General features: G+C 34.7%; 20 protein-coding genes. 3 read left to right on the forward strand and 17 right to left on the reverse strand.

What is annotated here, in order from left to right; all coding sequences use genetic code 11:
• Positions 1–7 precede the first annotated feature (7 nt).
• The 5 genes from rsmH to CWS01_RS18535 form a co-directional block, all read right to left on the reverse strand.
• Positions 8–940, reverse strand: a complete 933-nt coding sequence (gene rsmH, locus CWS01_RS18515; RefSeq protein WP_101178687.1) for a 16S rRNA (cytosine(1402)-N(4))-methyltransferase RsmH — start codon at positions 938–940, stop codon at positions 8–10.
• A gap of 127 nt (positions 941–1,067) precedes the next feature.
• On the reverse strand, positions 1,068–1,499 hold the full coding sequence (gene mraZ / locus CWS01_RS18520) for a division/cell wall cluster transcriptional repressor MraZ (protein ID WP_101178688.1): 432 nt from the start codon (positions 1,497–1,499) through the stop codon (positions 1,068–1,070).
• A 263-nt stretch (positions 1,500–1,762) separates the two neighbouring features.
• Positions 1,763–3,397 carry a bacillithiol biosynthesis cysteine-adding enzyme BshC gene (bshC, locus tag CWS01_RS18525; RefSeq protein WP_101178689.1) on the reverse strand — a complete coding sequence of 545 codons (1,635 nt, stop codon included), beginning with the start codon at positions 3,395–3,397 and terminating at the stop codon, positions 1,763–1,765.
• Positions 3,398–3,718: 321 nt separating this feature from the next.
• On the reverse strand, positions 3,719–4,108 hold the full coding sequence (locus tag CWS01_RS18530; RefSeq protein ID WP_101178690.1) for a DUF3397 domain-containing protein: 390 nt from the start codon (positions 4,106–4,108) through the stop codon (positions 3,719–3,721).
• A 15-nt stretch (positions 4,109–4,123) separates the two neighbouring features.
• Positions 4,124–5,047 carry a 2-dehydropantoate 2-reductase gene (locus CWS01_RS18535; RefSeq protein ID WP_157827702.1) on the reverse strand — a complete coding sequence of 308 codons (924 nt, stop codon included), beginning with the start codon at positions 5,045–5,047 and terminating at the stop codon, positions 4,124–4,126.
• A 184-nt stretch (positions 5,048–5,231) separates the two neighbouring features.
• Between CWS01_RS18535 and CWS01_RS18540 the strand changes: the two genes are divergently transcribed.
• A complete protein-coding gene (locus CWS01_RS18540; RefSeq protein ID WP_101178692.1) occupies positions 5,232–5,654 on the forward strand; it encodes a GNAT family N-acetyltransferase in 423 nt (140 codons plus the stop codon).
• Positions 5,655–5,812: 158 nt separating this feature from the next.
• Here the strand turns inward: CWS01_RS18540 and CWS01_RS18545 are convergent, their stop codons facing one another.
• The 4 genes from CWS01_RS18545 to CWS01_RS18560 all read right to left on the reverse strand — a co-directional run bounded on the left by CWS01_RS18545 (position 5,813) and on the right by CWS01_RS18560 (position 7,958).
• A complete protein-coding gene (locus CWS01_RS18545) occupies positions 5,813–6,385 on the reverse strand; it encodes an RsfA family transcriptional regulator (RefSeq protein ID WP_101178693.1) in 573 nt (190 codons plus the stop codon).
• Positions 6,386–6,563: 178 nt separating this feature from the next.
• A complete protein-coding gene (locus tag CWS01_RS18550) occupies positions 6,564–7,028 on the reverse strand; it encodes a DUF523 domain-containing protein (RefSeq protein ID WP_101178694.1) in 465 nt (154 codons plus the stop codon).
• Between the two features lie 141 nt (positions 7,029–7,169).
• A complete protein-coding gene (gene rpmF / locus CWS01_RS18555; protein ID WP_016200993.1) occupies positions 7,170–7,343 on the reverse strand; it encodes a 50S ribosomal protein L32 in 174 nt (57 codons plus the stop codon).
• Between the two features lie 99 nt (positions 7,344–7,442).
• A complete protein-coding gene (locus CWS01_RS18560; protein ID WP_101178695.1) occupies positions 7,443–7,958 on the reverse strand; it encodes a YceD family protein in 516 nt (171 codons plus the stop codon).
• 372 nt (positions 7,959–8,330) lie between these two features.
• On the opposite strand from CWS01_RS18560, the gene CWS01_RS18565 reads away from it, so the two are divergent.
• Positions 8,331–9,542 carry a nucleotidyltransferase gene (locus tag CWS01_RS18565; RefSeq protein WP_101178696.1) on the forward strand — a complete coding sequence of 404 codons (1,212 nt, stop codon included), beginning with the start codon at positions 8,331–8,333 and terminating at the stop codon, positions 9,540–9,542.
• A 126-nt stretch (positions 9,543–9,668) separates the two neighbouring features.
• On the opposite strand, the gene CWS01_RS18570 is transcribed toward CWS01_RS18565, so the two are convergent.
• Positions 9,669–10,460 (reverse strand): patatin-like phospholipase family protein, encoded by a 792-nt coding sequence (locus CWS01_RS18570; RefSeq protein ID WP_101178697.1) that lies wholly within the window; start codon positions 10,458–10,460, stop codon positions 9,669–9,671.
• 331 nt (positions 10,461–10,791) lie between these two features.
• Here CWS01_RS18570 and ylbJ point away from each other — a divergent pair, with 331 nt between their 5' ends.
• Positions 10,792–12,012 carry a sporulation integral membrane protein YlbJ gene (gene ylbJ, locus CWS01_RS18575; protein WP_101178698.1) on the forward strand — a complete coding sequence of 407 codons (1,221 nt, stop codon included), beginning with the start codon at positions 10,792–10,794 and terminating at the stop codon, positions 12,010–12,012.
• A 213-nt stretch (positions 12,013–12,225) separates the two neighbouring features.
• Here the strand turns inward: ylbJ and coaD are convergent, their stop codons facing one another.
• The 7 genes from coaD to CWS01_RS18610 all read right to left on the reverse strand — a co-directional run bounded on the left by coaD (position 12,226) and on the right by CWS01_RS18610 (position 16,247).
• Positions 12,226–12,720, reverse strand: coding sequence for a pantetheine-phosphate adenylyltransferase (gene coaD / locus CWS01_RS18580; protein ID WP_101178699.1), 495 nt, complete (start codon positions 12,718–12,720; stop codon positions 12,226–12,228).
• Between the two features lie 3 nt (positions 12,721–12,723).
• Positions 12,724–13,290 (reverse strand): 16S rRNA (guanine(966)-N(2))-methyltransferase RsmD, encoded by a 567-nt coding sequence (rsmD, locus tag CWS01_RS18585; RefSeq protein WP_101178700.1) that lies wholly within the window; start codon positions 13,288–13,290, stop codon positions 12,724–12,726.
• A gap of 684 nt (positions 13,291–13,974) precedes the next feature.
• Positions 13,975–14,250, reverse strand: a complete 276-nt coding sequence (locus CWS01_RS18590; protein ID WP_101178701.1) for a YlbG family protein — start codon at positions 14,248–14,250, stop codon at positions 13,975–13,977.
• A gap of 251 nt (positions 14,251–14,501) precedes the next feature.
• Positions 14,502–14,951 carry a YlbF family regulator gene (locus tag CWS01_RS18595; RefSeq protein ID WP_101178702.1) on the reverse strand — a complete coding sequence of 150 codons (450 nt, stop codon included), beginning with the start codon at positions 14,949–14,951 and terminating at the stop codon, positions 14,502–14,504.
• A gap of 74 nt (positions 14,952–15,025) precedes the next feature.
• Positions 15,026–15,451 (reverse strand): hypothetical protein, encoded by a 426-nt coding sequence (locus CWS01_RS18600; RefSeq protein ID WP_101178703.1) that lies wholly within the window; start codon positions 15,449–15,451, stop codon positions 15,026–15,028.
• A 116-nt stretch (positions 15,452–15,567) separates the two neighbouring features.
• Positions 15,568–15,807, reverse strand: a complete 240-nt coding sequence (locus CWS01_RS18605; RefSeq protein WP_101178704.1) for a YlbE-like family protein — start codon at positions 15,805–15,807, stop codon at positions 15,568–15,570.
• 14 nt (positions 15,808–15,821) lie between these two features.
• The gene (locus CWS01_RS18610) at positions 15,822–16,247 is read right to left on the reverse strand and encodes a YlbD family protein (protein ID WP_101178705.1); all 426 of its coding nucleotides are present in this window, start codon (positions 16,245–16,247) and stop codon (positions 15,822–15,824) included.
• Positions 16,248–16,322: the final 75 nt, after the last annotated feature.

Raw genomic sequence — 16,322 nt, forward strand, 5'->3', positions numbered from 1 at the left:
GGTCCATTTATAATTTTTCAGCTACCCGTAATTTTGCAGATCTTGCTCGATTATTAGCTTCTAATTCTTCTTCAGACGGCAAAATTGGTTTTCTGGTAATAAGTTTTAACTCTGGTTTGAATTCTTCTGGTATCATCGGCAAACCTTTTGGCAGGTTCGGCAAATCACTTTCTTTTTTAAATGTAGCCTTGCAAATTCTGTCTTCTAAAGAATGGAAGGTAATAACACTGATGCGCCCGCCCTTATTTAATAAAGAGATTGCTTGCGTGAGAGAAGATTCAAATACCCCCAACTCATCATTTACTGCTATACGAATTGCCTGAAACACTCTTTTGGCAGGATGCCCGCCTTTGCGTCTTGCAGGAGCAGGTATTCCTTCCTTAATTAACTCGACAAGCTCGCCAGTTGTTTTAATTGGGCTTACTTCTCTTGCCGCTTCGATCTTTCTTACAATTTGTTTAGAAAATTTTTCTTCTCCATAACGAAAGAAGATTTTTACCAATTGCTCATAACTCCAATTGTTTACCACATCATATGCTGTTATTTCTCCATCATGATCCATTCTCATATCAAGAGGAGCATCGTGGTGGTAGCTGAATCCTCTCTCTGGTGTATCCAATTGAGGAGAAGAAACGCCTAAATCATATAAAATGCCATCAACATGGGTAATGCCTAATTGATTGATTTGTTCTTTTAGATGAATAAAATTGCTTTTTACAATGGTTAGCTTATCTTTGTATGGCTCTAGTTTTTTTAATGCATTGCTGATTGCTGTATCATCTTGATCAAAAGCAATTAGTCTCCCTTGATTAGAAAGTTTAGAAAGAATTAATTCACTATGCCCTGCACCACCAAGGGTACAATCGACATAAATGCCATCTGGTTGAATATTAAGGGCATCAACCGCTTCATTAAGTAGTACTGTAGTGTGATTAAACATGTTGTCCACCTGTCTATAAATTATTCTAAAGTAATTCTATCTTGTTTATCATGCGCTAGGTTCATGGAGTAGGAAAAGCTCCTAGTTTCAGCATATAATAGCTAAAACTTTCTCATCCATGCAAACTTTAAAAATCAAATCCAATCATATTTTCTGCAATTTTTGCAAAAGAATCCTCAGACTCAGAAAAATAATCTTCCCAAAGACTTTTATTCCATATTTCTATTCGATTGGATACTCCTAAAACCACACATTCTTTTTCTAATTTTGCGTATTGAATCAAAGGTGCGGCAATATGGATGCGGCCTTGTTTATCCAGCTCGCATTCCGCTGCTCCGGAGAAGAAAAATCGGGTAAAAGCGCGGGCATCTTTTTTTGCTAGTGGAAGTGCTTTTAGTTTTTCTTCGATAACTTTCCATTCACTTAGAGGATAACCAAATAAACATTGATCCAGTCCACGGGTTAAAATAAAGATGTCTCCTAAAAGACTTCTAAACTTTGCAGGCACAATTAAACGACCTTTTGCATCAACATTATGATGATATTCGCCCATAAACATCTCTTAAATAACCTCATTTCCCTTCCTCAATGTACCACAATCCCCCACTCTCTACCACTAATAATATAAATTCTATCTATTTATATTATTTCCTGCAAGCAAAAGCATATTTTAGCACACTCTTCACCCATGCTAAAAAATAGAATACAATCAAAAATACTATCACATTATTAAAAAAGAAGAAATATCTCACGAAAAGTGCTACTATTCAAACATAGGAAAAACCCTATAATCATGATGATTATAGGGAACATTTCTGCTGCTTATAACTTAATCACTTTATGTTTTCCATCAAACTCCATCGGCAGCTCCATAATATTATCCAGAAAATCAAGACCATATTTATTTAGAAAATATGTGATATTCCAAATTCTTTCTTGCAGAGAGCCTTCTGGCTTTAAGTTTCTTTCGATGCGATTAAATTTATTGACAATCACTTTATGTTTTAATTTAACTGAATTTTCTACTTTCCCCTCAAAAAATTCAAGCTGGCTAATTAAAAAGTTTTCATTTTTTGCTAAAAGCGGGAGCAGTCCTTTTTCCTCTTTGCTCATTTCTTCTTCAAGCTTACGATAATTATGTTGAATATACTGCTTGATATCTTTTACTAAAGATTCCACTTTTTCATTCGAAACAGACTGCAGAAATTGGCCACATTTTTTACTTGTGCCATTAATCAACACATCTAGAAGATCTAAATTCAATTCTTTTATATCTGCTTCTACTCCCCGTTCTAAAAACGTAAGATTTAAGCGCGGCACTATTGGAGGCATTTTAATGCCAAGGTGCTCAAATGCTTTTTTTAATTCAGCCCAATAAGCAATTTCTCCAGGACCGCCAATAAACGCCAATGTAGGAAATAATAAATCTTGGGTCATTGGTCTTGTTACTACATTATTGCTTAATTTGCTTGGAAACTCACTTGCAATTTCTTTTAATTGGGAAACGGTAAATTGAATGCTGCTGTTTTTTCCAATAAAAAGCTGCTCTTTTGCATCATATTGCAGAAGCACTCTCTCTTGTATGGTTTCATCATAATAAAATAAATTAACTGGGTTGTCGCTCATTTCAATAACAAGAGAATACCCACTATTTTCTACAATATCCTGTTGTTCTTTTACACTAGCTGCAATTCCTTGAAATTGATTAATTTGCTGAAGAAAAATTTCCTTTTCTAATAAGCGGATATTTTTATCTCCCGAGTCTACTAATAATAAGCCATACTCTTGAAATAAACTCATGGTTAAATAACTGAATAAGTCTACAAATGTATCACTTTTATCCACTGCTTCTTTTAATAAGTGCAATAATTGATGGGAATATTCTGTTTCTCCAAAACTCTCCATCACTTCTTCTATCCAACTTTTACAAACCTCTTTATTCAGCAAAATATCTGAAGCCATTTTCTTCTCCAGCACTTTTTCTGGATAAACTGCTTTTTTCATTTTTTCTTTTCCAGGTGTGTAAATATGATTAATTTCTAAATAATCATGATCTTCCCCAGCCACCCAAAATACTGGAACGACTGGAATGCCCAGCTCTTTTTCCTTTTGCTCTGCAAGCAAGATAATGCTGATTACTTTATGGATAGAGTACAAGGGCCCTGTTAACAAGCCTGCCTGCTGTCCGCCAATCACTACTGCACTATCTTTTTTACGCAGCTTGCTGATTGATTCTTGAACAGACTTGGATTGGGGAAATTTCTCCATATACTTCTGTATATAATCGGCTACTTCATTGCGCATAAATTGCCTAGACTGTAATTCTTTCACTCGTTCTTTATAACTAGCATCATCAGAGAACGAATAATGAAAAAAATTCATTATTCCTTTCGATTGCGATAAATAATCTGTCACAAATGAATTACCTGACTGCAACGAGAGATTCAACATCTCCATTTATGTACTCCCTTTCTTCTATGCAAAATTTTTCAGTTATTTTCCTATTATTAAAAAACTTTTTTTATAAAGTGAAACTTCTATCACGATAAGTTTTCCTGCCCATGCTAGAATGCTCGGCTAGGTTAATGACGATGGAAAACAAAACTTAAACTTCATTAAAATAAATTTATCCTTATTTACATCATTATGAGTATAGCATTGTCTAAAATAAAAAGAAAAAAACTTTGCTTACCTTTTTCAAAAAAATTAGCAAGCACTCACTCCAATAAAATATCGTTATCCTTGCTCAAAAAAAAACATTATGTACGAAGGTAAAAACTAAATAGATTCTGTTATATAATAAATGATGCCATATGTGCTTAAAATAAAATAAATACAAAAAAAAATGAGAAAGTTTACTCTCCAAAATGCTCGAAGCACTTTTTTATAATTGATTTCCTGCTTTTGTATTCTCCAATGATAAATGACTAGAACTAATCCTATTACAACAACCACTAGCAAAATATAACCTAAAAAGGATATCCCCCAAATGGTTTGCATGATAAAATGTACAGAACTAATAAAAAAAATCGTACTAGCATCTAACGCAAGATAAAAGGAAAATCGGTGTTTTTTTGTTACTAGTTTGCAAATACTAAATACAAGCACATAACAAAAATATGGAAATAAAACAAAAAAACTGATAGTAGATGCTATAAAAGAAATCAAACTCCGTCCTCCTTTCTAACTAGACTCTTTTCCTTTCACCATATTATAATACGACTCTGTTAACTTCGCAGACAAATTTCGTTTATTTGCTGTTTGCACCAAATACCCTAATATGCTGTCCACTTCCGTACTTCTTTTTTCTTCTATATCCTTTAGCATAGAAGATTTATTATTGGCTGTTTTTTTTATCACATCCACACAATAAAAAAAATAATTCTCTTTTTCTATTTCGCTTAAGTTTAAAATAACAGCTATTTCCTCCATAAAAGCCGTTATTAATCCATAAAAATAAGGATTTTCAAGAAGCGCTCCGTTCTTAATACCTAATATGCTCGTTAACGGATTTACCAAGCTGTTAACAACTAATTTTTTTTGCATGATAGCAAGATAGTCTTTTTCTTCTTGAATAGCAAAAAAAGGATTTTTGTCGCCTACAAGAGTTTTCAAAAAGGAATTGACTGAATAAAGAGCAGCTAACTTTATTGCTCCCACTCCTAAATGCTCGACTGTATAATCATTTACTTTCACCGCACCATGCTCCACAATGCCTACCATTACTTGCTTCGTTTTTAATTTTTTTATCTCCTGCAAATGGCTCATTCCATTTTGCAGAAATACAAAACCATTATTTTCTGTAACACAAGCATTTATTTTTTTATAAATTGCTTCTAGATGATATTGTTTTACTGTTACAAATGTTATCTCTTCTTTCGCCTGCCAATTTTGAAACAGATCAATATTTATATGCTTCCATTCTTGTTTGTCCCCCCTTTTATAGCAAAGTCCTTTATTGGATAATTGCTGCAGCTGTTTTGTACTGCGGACATAAATAGTGACCTCATAATTTTCTTCTAAAAAATAAGCCGTGAGCAAACCAATCGCACCACCGCCAATAATTGCTATTCTCATATTAACTCCTTTTATATCATCCTTAACCATTTTTTGATAACTCCATATTACCATTAATTTTCGAAATTGTTTATCTTGTTTGCTTATTTGCCTCTTTCTAAAATAATTTTATGCATCTTTTCCCATGCTTTGCAGAAGCAAAAATATCCAAATCATAGTATAATAAATTTGTAAACGCTTTCCGTTTTTGACTATTACCATCAAGGAGGATCTCATGAATACTTTCGTAAAAAAATTAACTATTAATTATAAGACATTAGAAGAATTTCAGCTATTTAATAAAAAGACTTCAGACCCATTAGCCATTACAGAAGAATTGAAGCATGATTTAATCGAAAATAGTCTTTCTTCCTCCTTCTTCGGATTATACGAAGAAGATAAACTCGTCGGAAGAATGCAGCTGAATCATTCTGTCGAACAACATTCTGCTGAAAATGATTATTTAGAATTATGCAAAGTCGAAATACTGCCAGAATATCAAAAATTAGGGCTTGGAAAAAAATTCATTTCTTTTGTTAAACAATTTAACAAACCTATAAAAACATACCCATTAAACGAAACAAATTCTTTTTGGGAAAAACTTCAATTTCAGCCAGTAAAGGGGGAAACAAATACATCCTATGTTTGGATTCCATAAAGGGAGGAAAAAAGGAGGAGATTAAAAATCTTCATACATTTTATGCTAGAGGATAAAGAAAGCATCTGTTCATCTCTGATTCTATTAATCCTGCGAAGGAATTTTACACTATTTAGTCTTTCGGCTACGAATCAAATTCCTCCGCATCTATCTTACATTTAAACTTTCTGCTGTTTATCCTCTTCTTTTAATACGACCATATTTCTGGCTTGTTCCATTAATTCCACTAGCGCTTTATAGGCCTCTTCAATCGAGTTTAATTCACGCTGCAACTTTTCATTTTCAACTGTTAACTTTGTTATTTTTTCTTCTAACGCTTGTTGTTTTTCCTGATGAGCATCAGTATCTGCCGCAGCAGTTTCCCATTTTAAGGCACTATTATACATTTCTTTTAAATATAAAAGAACCTCATCAAATTCTTTTAATGGAAGTGTTTCTTTTTGTTCTTGCGGTTCTTCTTGTGATAATTGTTTTTCTTCTTCATCTAGCAGCACGGTTGCTTTTTTATGCAATTTCCGTTGTTTTTTTGCTAGTTCAATTCCTGATTTATATTGCTTCCTAACATATGAATTCCAGCGAAATCCACAGGCAGCACTTGTTCTTGAGAGTAGCTTTCCTACTTCTTCAAATGCTTGAAGCTGTGTTCCGCCTTCTCTTATAAGACGTAATACTACCTCAGCTAGTAATATATCTTCATCTTTTGACCAAGCATCTTGTCTTGTTGTTGTCATTGTCTTTTCCTCCCTAGTGTTTTTTATTCATACATATGCATCTACTAGAAAAGATAGACTGATATCATGCCTGATTAGTCAAAAAAATTTAAATTATACTTGTTCTTTTCATCTGCAAACTTATGGTAAGAGGCATTTCTTCATTTAAGCAATAAGCTAATCTTCTATTTATTTTCCTTTAGAAGGTTTGTACTAGCTCAGATAACTCTTCCTCTGAAAGAACTTGTATTCCTTTTTTTCGTAATAACGCCGTCGTTACCCCGACCCCTTCTATCCTTTTATGAAGAAATTCTCCATTATATATCATTTTGCTGCCGCAAGAGGGACTATTTTCTTTTAATACTACGATAGATGCCTGAAGCTCAGATACTAGCTCCCATGTTCTATACGCCCCTTCTATATAGAGATCTGTTACTTCTTTGCCATTCTTTTCTATTACTTTTGCTTTTCCTTTTAGTACATCATACCCGTTTCCCCCGATAATTTCTGCAGGTTCCCTTGGTGTCTGGAATCCACCCAGCAGTTCTGGGCAAACAGCTACTGCCTTTTTTTCTTGAATAAGCTGTTGAATTTTAGTATGTAGACAATGGGTTCCATTATATCTAACTTCCATCCCAGCTAAACAGGAGCTTACAACAATCATCTTATTTCCCCTTTTCTTTGAAATAATAATAGGCGTTATCCTCTCTCTATATCATAGGAGTAAACTATATCCGTTTACTAGCGGTCAACAAAAAAAACACAAGAACAATAAGTTCTTGTGTTTTTTCCAACAAAAAGATAATTAGTTGCTTACAACTTCTTTACCTTTGTATGTTCCGCAAGCGCTGCAAACGCGGTGAGCAAGTTTCATTTCACCACAGTTAGGGCATTCTACCATACCAGGCACTTGTAATTTAAAATGTGTACGACGTTTTCTTTTCGCAGTTTTAGATGTTCTTCTAAAAGGTACAGCCATTCTTCCCACCTCCTTAAAGAGTATTAAGAAAGTAATGAGAGCAGATTACTCTATTCTCAAATGTTTCTTTTGTTCTGCCATCGAATAATCGGGCATTATTTACTTGTTTTCAAAAAACTTAGCAAGCTCAGCAAGACGGGGATCAATTTTATCCTGTTTATCTTGCTCTTGAATCACTTCCCAATCATGACCAGATTGAGGAGCACCTTCTTCTTTGCTATCTTCACAGAAAACTTGCATAGGTACTTCAAGCAAAAGGATTTCTTCTATGATTGGCATTAAGTCAATCACATCACCATTTACTTGATGAACTTCCTCTACATCTGTTTCATATTCGGAAACCTTTAAGAGAAAAGTTTCTGTTGTTTCAACATTAATTGGATAATCCACGTCTACTAAAGTACGAGAGCAAGGCAATACTAAGGACCCTTTGATTTGCAAATGAAAAGTCACTTTTGTCGAATCAATATCTGTACGACCTAGTAGATGAATCGGCGACACCTTTCTAATCGATGGGTCGACTTTTCTAATACTGTCTAAGTCTACATTTATCGTTTCATCAATTGGGTATCCCTTACTTCGATATTTTTGTAACTGGCTTAACGTCCATTTCATATATATCACCTCAAGGCAACAAAGGTAATTATAGCTTTCATATAATTATTTGTCAATATTTTTTCTTTACAGTCTAAATGTTAGTTTTTAATGTATTAAATACATTCTTATTTATTGTACCCATAATAGGAAAAATTGCAAGTCTACTGTTTTTCAGCTAATATTTATGGGAAATGAGACTCGATTATTGGATTTGTTTTTTTAAAATAAACCAATCTCCTAAAATTTACTTCGCTAAACTAGCTTCTTGTTTGGACTTCCTGTATTCTATTTTTAGCAGATTTGCATATATTTAACCATTTCTTCACATCACCCGCAACTAATTATTGCAAAAAATAAATAAACAGTACTATTAAAAAAAGGAGAATGTACATGAAAGCCGTTGGTGTAATTGTCGAATACAATCCACTACATAATGGACATTTATATCATATACAAAAAGCAAAAGAATTAACCAATGCAGATATTGTGATTGCTGTGATGAGCGGTCCTTTTCTACAAAGAGGAGAACCTGCTGTTGTTTCCAAATGGCACCGGGCAGATATGGCCTTGCAGCATGGAATAGATCTTGTCATTGAACTTCCTTATGCCTTTGCCACACAACATGCTGAAATATTCGCTTATGGTGCAGTTCGTCTCCTTGATAGCCTCAGATGCGACTATATATGTTTTGGAAGTGAATCAGGGGATATTCAATCATTTTACAATGCTTATTCTCTCCTTGAAGAGAATAAAACAAATTACGAACAGTGGTTAAAAGCTTTTATGACTGAAGGAAATAGTTATCCTAAGGCTGCCTCCCTTGCGTTTTTGCAGCTGACAGAAAAGAAAACGGCTATGCTAGATTTAAGTAAACCAAATAATATGTTAGGATTTCAATATGTAAAAGCAGTTTGTTCACTTAAGCTAGCTATCCAATTAGTCACCATAGCCCGCAAAGACGCCAATTATCATGATACATATTTTTCTTCTGAAACCATCGCAAGTGCTACTAGTATTCGCAAACAGCTCTTTGATGCAAAAAGTGGAATAGAAACAATCACATCCTATATTCCTACACATACAAACGCTATTCTACAAGCATTCCAAATGGAATACGGAGTTTATATGCAATGGGAAAATTATTGGCCTTATTTAAAATTCCGTTTGCTGCAAATAAAAGCAAACGAATTGTCCGGCATATACGAAGTGGAAGAAGGATTGGAACATCGATTGCTTGCTAGTATTCAAAAAGCAGATTCTTTTCATCATTTTTTAACATTAGTGAAAACAAAACGATATACTTGGACAAGGTTACAGCGCATTTGCACTCATGTCTTAACTAATACAAAAAAAACGGATATAAAAGAAATGTCAGAACCCACTTATATTCGCCTATTAGGAAGTACAGCTAGTGGGAGACTTTATTTAAAAGAAAAGAAAAAAAACTTTCTTCTTCCTGTTGTAAGCAAACTATCTAGTTTTCAGAATCAGCAAATCGCATTGGACAGTAAAGCAGCCGCCATTTATTCGCTGGGGGCCCCACTTTCGTTTCAGCAAAAATTAACAAAATTAGAATATAGCCAGCCGCCTATTATGAAATAAGGGAACAAAATTTTTAAATTTATCGATAGAGAAATTAATTTGCCGCTGTCTGAAACTTTATTTATAAAAAGGAAAGCAGGAGAGACTTACATTATCTCCTGCTTTCCTTTTTTCAGAACTATAGCTTTAAACACCATTTTTCAGCTCCCAATCTTTTATCATTTTTTTTATATTGCCCATTTGTTTTCTTGTTTCTTCTTCACCAAGTTCAATGATTTTCTCTAGATTAGTAAATGCTTTGCTATTAAACATTTCAACAGGAGGACGAATCATAAAATCACTGGCTATTTCTCTGCTATTCACCAATTCCATTTGAATAATATCAAGGCTTCTCATAATCACATCATAAATCGAGTTAATTTCCGCTGTTATATTTACATTCGCAACATCGACCGCAATAATTAAATCAGCTCCCATTTCTTTGACAACAGAAACTGGTACACGATCTATAACGCCGCCATCTACAAGAAGGCGGCCATCAATTTTTTCAGGAATAAAAATCCCTGGGATGGAAATGCTTGCTCGAACTGCTTCTGCAACGGGACCTTTTGAAAACACAACTTTTTCCCCTGATAATAAGTCTGTCGTGACAATGGATACAGGAATATCCAATTCTTCTATATTTTTCCCGAATGTGAATAAACGAATCATTTCCTTTACTTTATTGCCAGCAATAAATCCCATTTTCGGCACGGTAAAATCTAAAAAATATTTTCGTTTAAAAAATTTAGATAAATCATATAATCGCTCTATATCTAATCCCGCTCCGTAAAGTGTTGCAATAATAGATCCAATACTGCTTCCAGCAATAAAGTCTATTGGTATATTCTCTTCTGTTAAAACTTTTATTACACCAATATGAGCAAACCCTCTTGCACCGCCTGACCCCAACGCTAACCCTATTTTTGGAGGCCCCATTCCTCTTTCCCCCTCTCCATTTTTATTTAAAGATATCTTGATATACTGGGATACACCTTCTATTTTAAGTCTTTAAAAAGGGTCCATCATCGAAAATATTTTCTCCTCGCCTTATCTTAAAAACACCTTTGCATATCAATCTTATGGTCTTTTTTTTTTAGATATGAGTATATTGAAGGATAGGGAGATAAATAGGACGAGGTCAACTTAGATAAACGAAAAAATAACAGGTATATTTGCTTCTATTTTTTATTATGCACTATACTACGTTTATTTCGTTCTTTTTGGCACTACTTATAAAATCATTTCACTAAAAAGGAGGGGTCCTTATTTGTACCGTTCAAAAATAAAAACCATTATGTTGGCCTTATCTGCATCTCTTTTGGCATTTGCCTTAATAGCCTTTCCTGCTGTTGCAGTAGACGCATCCAAAAAAGGGCTTAATACTTGGTGGACCATCGTATTTCCATCCTTGCTGCCCTTTTTGATTCTTTCAGAAATAATGATTGGATTTGGCGTTGTCCGTTTCCTAGGTGTATTATTAGAGCCTTTGATGCGACCCCTTTTTCGGGTTCCGGGAGTTGGAGGGTTTGTCTGGGCAATGGGAATGGTATCCGGATTTCCAACGGGGGCAAAATTAACGGCTAGGCTAAGAGAAGAAAAACAATTAACAAAAATAGAAGCAGAAAGGCTTGCTTCCTTTTCCAATGCTTCTAACCCCATGTTTATTATCGGCGCTGTATCTGCTGCTTTTTTTCATAATCCGAAATTAGGTTTTTTGCTGGCATTTGCCCATTATTTAGCGAATTTTACAGTTGGCATTTGTATGAGGTTTTATGGTAGCAAAGATGAAAAGAAAAAAGTAGAAAAAATCAGGAGACCTTCTTTGCGCAGAGCATTAACAGAGCTGCATCATACCCGCCTAAAGGATAAGCGGCCTATTGGAAAACTTCTTGGCGATGCCGTCAGTTCTTCTATCCAATCTCTTCTTATGGTCGGTGGATTTATTATTCTTTTTTCCGTCATCAATCGTCTGTTATTCCACCTACATATTACATCTTTTTTCGCACAATTTCTCCAGTCTTTTTTTCAGTTATTTAATTTTTCAGACGATTTAAGCATACCTTTTATTGCGGGAATTTTTGAAATCACACTAGGCAGCAAACTAACAAGTGATGCAGAATCAGCCACCCTGATGCATAAGGCAGTTATTACAAGCTTTATCCTCGGTTTTAGCGGCTTAAGCGTACAAGCACAAGTAGCAAGTATCCTTGCACAAACAGATATCCGCTTTAAACCATTTTTCTTTGCAAGAATTTTGCAAGCTTTATTTGCATGCTTTTATACATTTCTTTCATGGGACTTTTTCGTCAAGTATTTTTTTACTTCAGAAAAGCCAGTAATGGCAGTTCCTGATTTATTAGGAAGTTCTTCTTCATTCATACAAGCAGCTTTTGAAAAATTATCGACTGTCGGTCCTGCATTTACCATTGGTTGTTTACTGCTTTATTGTTTTATATTGCTAGGGCGCATGAAAAACAGAACGGTATAGGAAAATCCCCCGTCCATCTTGAACGGGGGATTAAGGCTGTTGACAAACGCCCGCTTTCTTTGTTGCTCGCCTTGTTCGGATGCTCATTACCTACCTTGGTAACTCCGCGCCTCGAAATGCAGACGTTTTCAATCAGCCTGAAAGTATACATTTTTGATTTTATCTACACTCTGAAACCCTGTCCATCTTGAACGGAGGATTTTTTATGTATCATCAAACTTTTTTTAGCGCTTGATACTTTTTCGTTAAAGCCTCTTCTACTACTTTCGGAACTAGTTCCGATATGTCGCCATTATATTTGCTTACTTCTTTCACAATGCTTGAGCTTAAAAAAGAATATTGATTATTGGTCATAATAAAAAAGGTTTCAATTTCCTCACTTAATACGCGGTTCATTGATGTAATCTGCATTTCATATTCAAAATCAGAAACTGCCCGCAACCCTCGTATAATCGCATTGGCCTGAATGCTTTTGGCGTAGTCAATTAATAATCCCTCATAGGAATTCACTGTTACATTAGGAATATCTTTTGTTACTTCTTTAATTAATGCAAGCCTCTCTTCCAGTGTAAAAAAAGGTTTTTTGCTTGAATTATTTAAAACACAAATAGACACTTGATCAAATACTTTTGCCCCTCTTTTAATAATATCGAGATGACCATATGTAATAGGGTCAAAACTTCCAGGGCACACTGCAATACTAGCCATACCTTATTCCTCCACCCAAGATGTAAAATGATAAATAGAAACAGCAATAATCCCATATTTTTCATATTTTACTTGTTCTAGACGACCAACGTTTTTTGAAAGAACGATATCAGAGCTATGCTCACAAACAATAACTCCATCTGCGTTAAGTAGTTGTTCCTTCTCGATTGTAGAAAGTAGCTGCTCTAATTGCTGAAGCTTATACGGTGGATCCAAAAAAATGTAATCAAAGCTGCGCTCTCTTTTAATGAGTGCCTTTATTGCCCTATTCGCATCATTTCGGTATATTTCTGCTTTATCTTCTAATTTGCATGCAGCAAGATTATCTTTTATTGTAGCAATTGCTTTTCCTTCTCTATCAACAAACACTACCTGCTCTAAGCCTCTGCTTAAGCCTTCAATTCCAAGCCCGCCGCTGCCTGCAAATAAATCCAAGGCAATGCCTCCTCTGAAATAGGGGCCAATCATATTAAATATTGCTTCTTTTACTTTATCCGTTGTCGGTCTAGTAGAATTTCCTGGGACTGCTTTTAACGGAATTCCTTTATTTTCTCCAGAAACTACTCTCATTGTAATCACCACTATACTTTTAATAAATAAACTATTTATTCTTATTAGAAATCTTAATTTTTATATTGCGCAGCAATAAAAACTGTCAATAAATCTTTAACTTTCACTTTATCCTCCCCTATCCTACCATAAACAAAGTGTACAGCCAATATTCTTTCGACTTTAAAAATGATTCCGTTATTAAACAAGCATTTTTCATCACGCAGTAACGGGCTTTTTCCCCCTAAGGGATGATAAGAGAAAATGAGAAATCTAGGTGGGGAGAAACTTGCTGAGTAAAAGCGTGATATAAAAGTACACAGACTATACAACGTCTGTGTGAGCTATACCATAGGCCTCAAGCTATAAACAAGCAGTGGAGAACGTGAAAAACCTCCACTGATTGTTTGTTTCACTTTATCTGGCTTAACTTTTAAAATGAACATTTATTTGCTCAGCATTCTAAAAAAAAAATTAAAATGTATAAGAACCCGTTCATTGGCAATACTGTAATCAACAGCATCTAATAAGAGGATGTTGTTGCCAACCGCGGAGAAGACTTACGTTTCCCCATAAGTTCTTCCTCCGGTTTCTCCTCTCCCTTTACCTTCTTTCCTTTTTTGAAGGATATAGAAGGAACCTGTAAGCACTATTGCTTGCAGGTTTTTTTATGCATAAAAAAAGCAAAGGGTTCTCTCCTTCGCTTTATATGCCCATTTTATAATCATATTCTTTCGCTTTATCTGGTTTAGAATTTTCAAACTCTACTTTCAAATATGGTTTATAAGATGGTTCCACTTTTTTTACATAAGAATAGGTATTGATTTTTGCCATTATTTGTTCTACCTCCTCTTGATTTGTGTAAATAACCACATATTTTAATCTTTTGGATATATAGTGAACATTTCCAAATCTTCTTAATGTTTTAGCTTGTTTTAACGAGTATAACCAAACAATAATTCCTTGTCTTTGCCCCAACATGTTATATCTCCTTCATCTATTTCTATATTTTGCATTTATCCTGCCATATCATCAATAGAAAACCAGAATAGGTTACTATTATGATTTATGTACTTTTATCCATTTAATACCTTTTTTATCAGCTGCTGTATATCAAACTTATTGGTTTCTCTCTAAAAAGATCAGGCAAACAACTTAACTTATTAAACCTTAACTGAAATATAAAAAATGGCGGCGATAGCTTTGTATATATGCTTTCGCCACCCTTTATTTTAGGCAGAACAACTGCAGCCGCCGCCGCTTCCGCATCCTCCAGAACTACAGCCAGAAATTTCATCAAAAAATGGATTGCCTGTGGGAACTTTTACATATTCCGATACAGACCGGCCAATTATAACACTTATTTCATCAAGGAGCTTTTGCAGGTTATTTTCTGCCACTTTAAACGCAGCTACATGATGATCAAGATCCATTTCCCTCTTCAGCACTCGAATGTCCATCATTACCCTTTTATATTCAGGATGATATTTGCCGAAACGCTGAACTTCTTCATACAGGTCCTTCATTTCATTAAAACGAAGAATTTTTTGCTGTGTCTTTTTGTTTGTATTTAAATTGGACAAACAAATACGATATTGTTCTGCAACATCTGACTCTACAATCATTTCAGCAATTGCCTCTGCTTCTTCTTGAATAAGAATTATTTCAGTTGTAGCAAGCACGTATCCGCTCACCTCCAACTATATTTTACTTGAAATGGCTGGGAAAGAAAAGGCTTGAGTTTTTTTAAACGGCATTATTGAATAGTCACTGTAAATTCTTCACTTAGATGGTAAGGTTTATTATTGACATTTACTGCTTCTACCACTAGCTTATGTTTTCCTATAGACAAGTCCCTCACTACAAATGCAGCAGAGTGGTACTCACTTACTAATCGACCATCTACTTTTAACAATAGCTTCGCTTGTTTTTTTGTACTATTTTCCCGAAATGATAAAGAATTTAATTTGCATTCAATGAACACAGAGCGCCCTCTTACAACATGATGCACTGTTATTTCTTGTTGATTAAGAGAAACTGCTGATGCTTGTACTGCATGGGAGAAAGAATATCTATTTATTGCTGACTCCTTTTGAGACTTTACGTCCTTATCTGGAATGTCATGACTGCAGGCAGTAAAAAGAAGCAAGACAGGGATACTGTTCAATAGTAGTTTTTTCAATAAGAACACTCCTGAAAATTTCATTTTTTGTTAGTATTCTCTGCAGTGCCCCTTTTTACTCTTTCCTGTACAATTTCTATTTTTGTAAAAAAATAAAAATTTTAACATGTTAGTGTTTAAGATTGTGCATTCATTGCTTGAAACATGCTGACCATCATGGAAGCCATTTGTACACCATTTGAAAATTTTGCAATATGGTCAGGAATTGTTTTTTTATAGTAATGTAAGGAAGCTATTTCAAATGCTTCTAGCTCATTAGGGTTGCGGCTTAATTCTCGATACCACTGTGGCTGTTCGCGAATAAACCTCTGCAATTCTGGATTTTGAGAAATATACTCTTTAATCGTCGATCGCATCCGTTAACACATCCTTAATCTTGACGGAATGAAAAAGGTCCTGAGGGCTTTTTCTCTCCACTCGTTTTATTGGAACTTTTAGCGGTTGTGCCGCCAGCTGAAAATTGAGAAATAACTCCTTGAATGGTCCCTAGTGCTTGATTTAGATTAGCAATATATCCTTGAAGCTGATTTTGGTCCATATTTTTAATCGAGTCCATCACTGTAGACATCCATACTGACTTACTGGAATTAGCATTATCTGTTGATTTTTCCTTTGCTTGTATTGGTTCACTTCTATAGTTGTCCCAACGAGCATCTTCTTCTCCCAACAAATACCATTCCTCAAATAGCTCCTGCCAACTTGATTTTCCTATTCGTACTTCCTGTATAATTTTCGGATTGACCTTCACGAATGTTTTAAATTGTTCTACAGAAGGATGAAGTTTTTTATTTGCCATACCATTTCACCTCTATCGTGTACCTCTGCCTATATTAACATATGAATATCCCCTATAAAGGTGTATAGAATTTTA

Source organism: Niallia nealsonii (genome assembly GCF_002835805.1).
Classification (GTDB): domain Bacteria; phylum Bacillota; class Bacilli; order Bacillales; family Cytobacillaceae; genus Niallia; species Niallia nealsonii.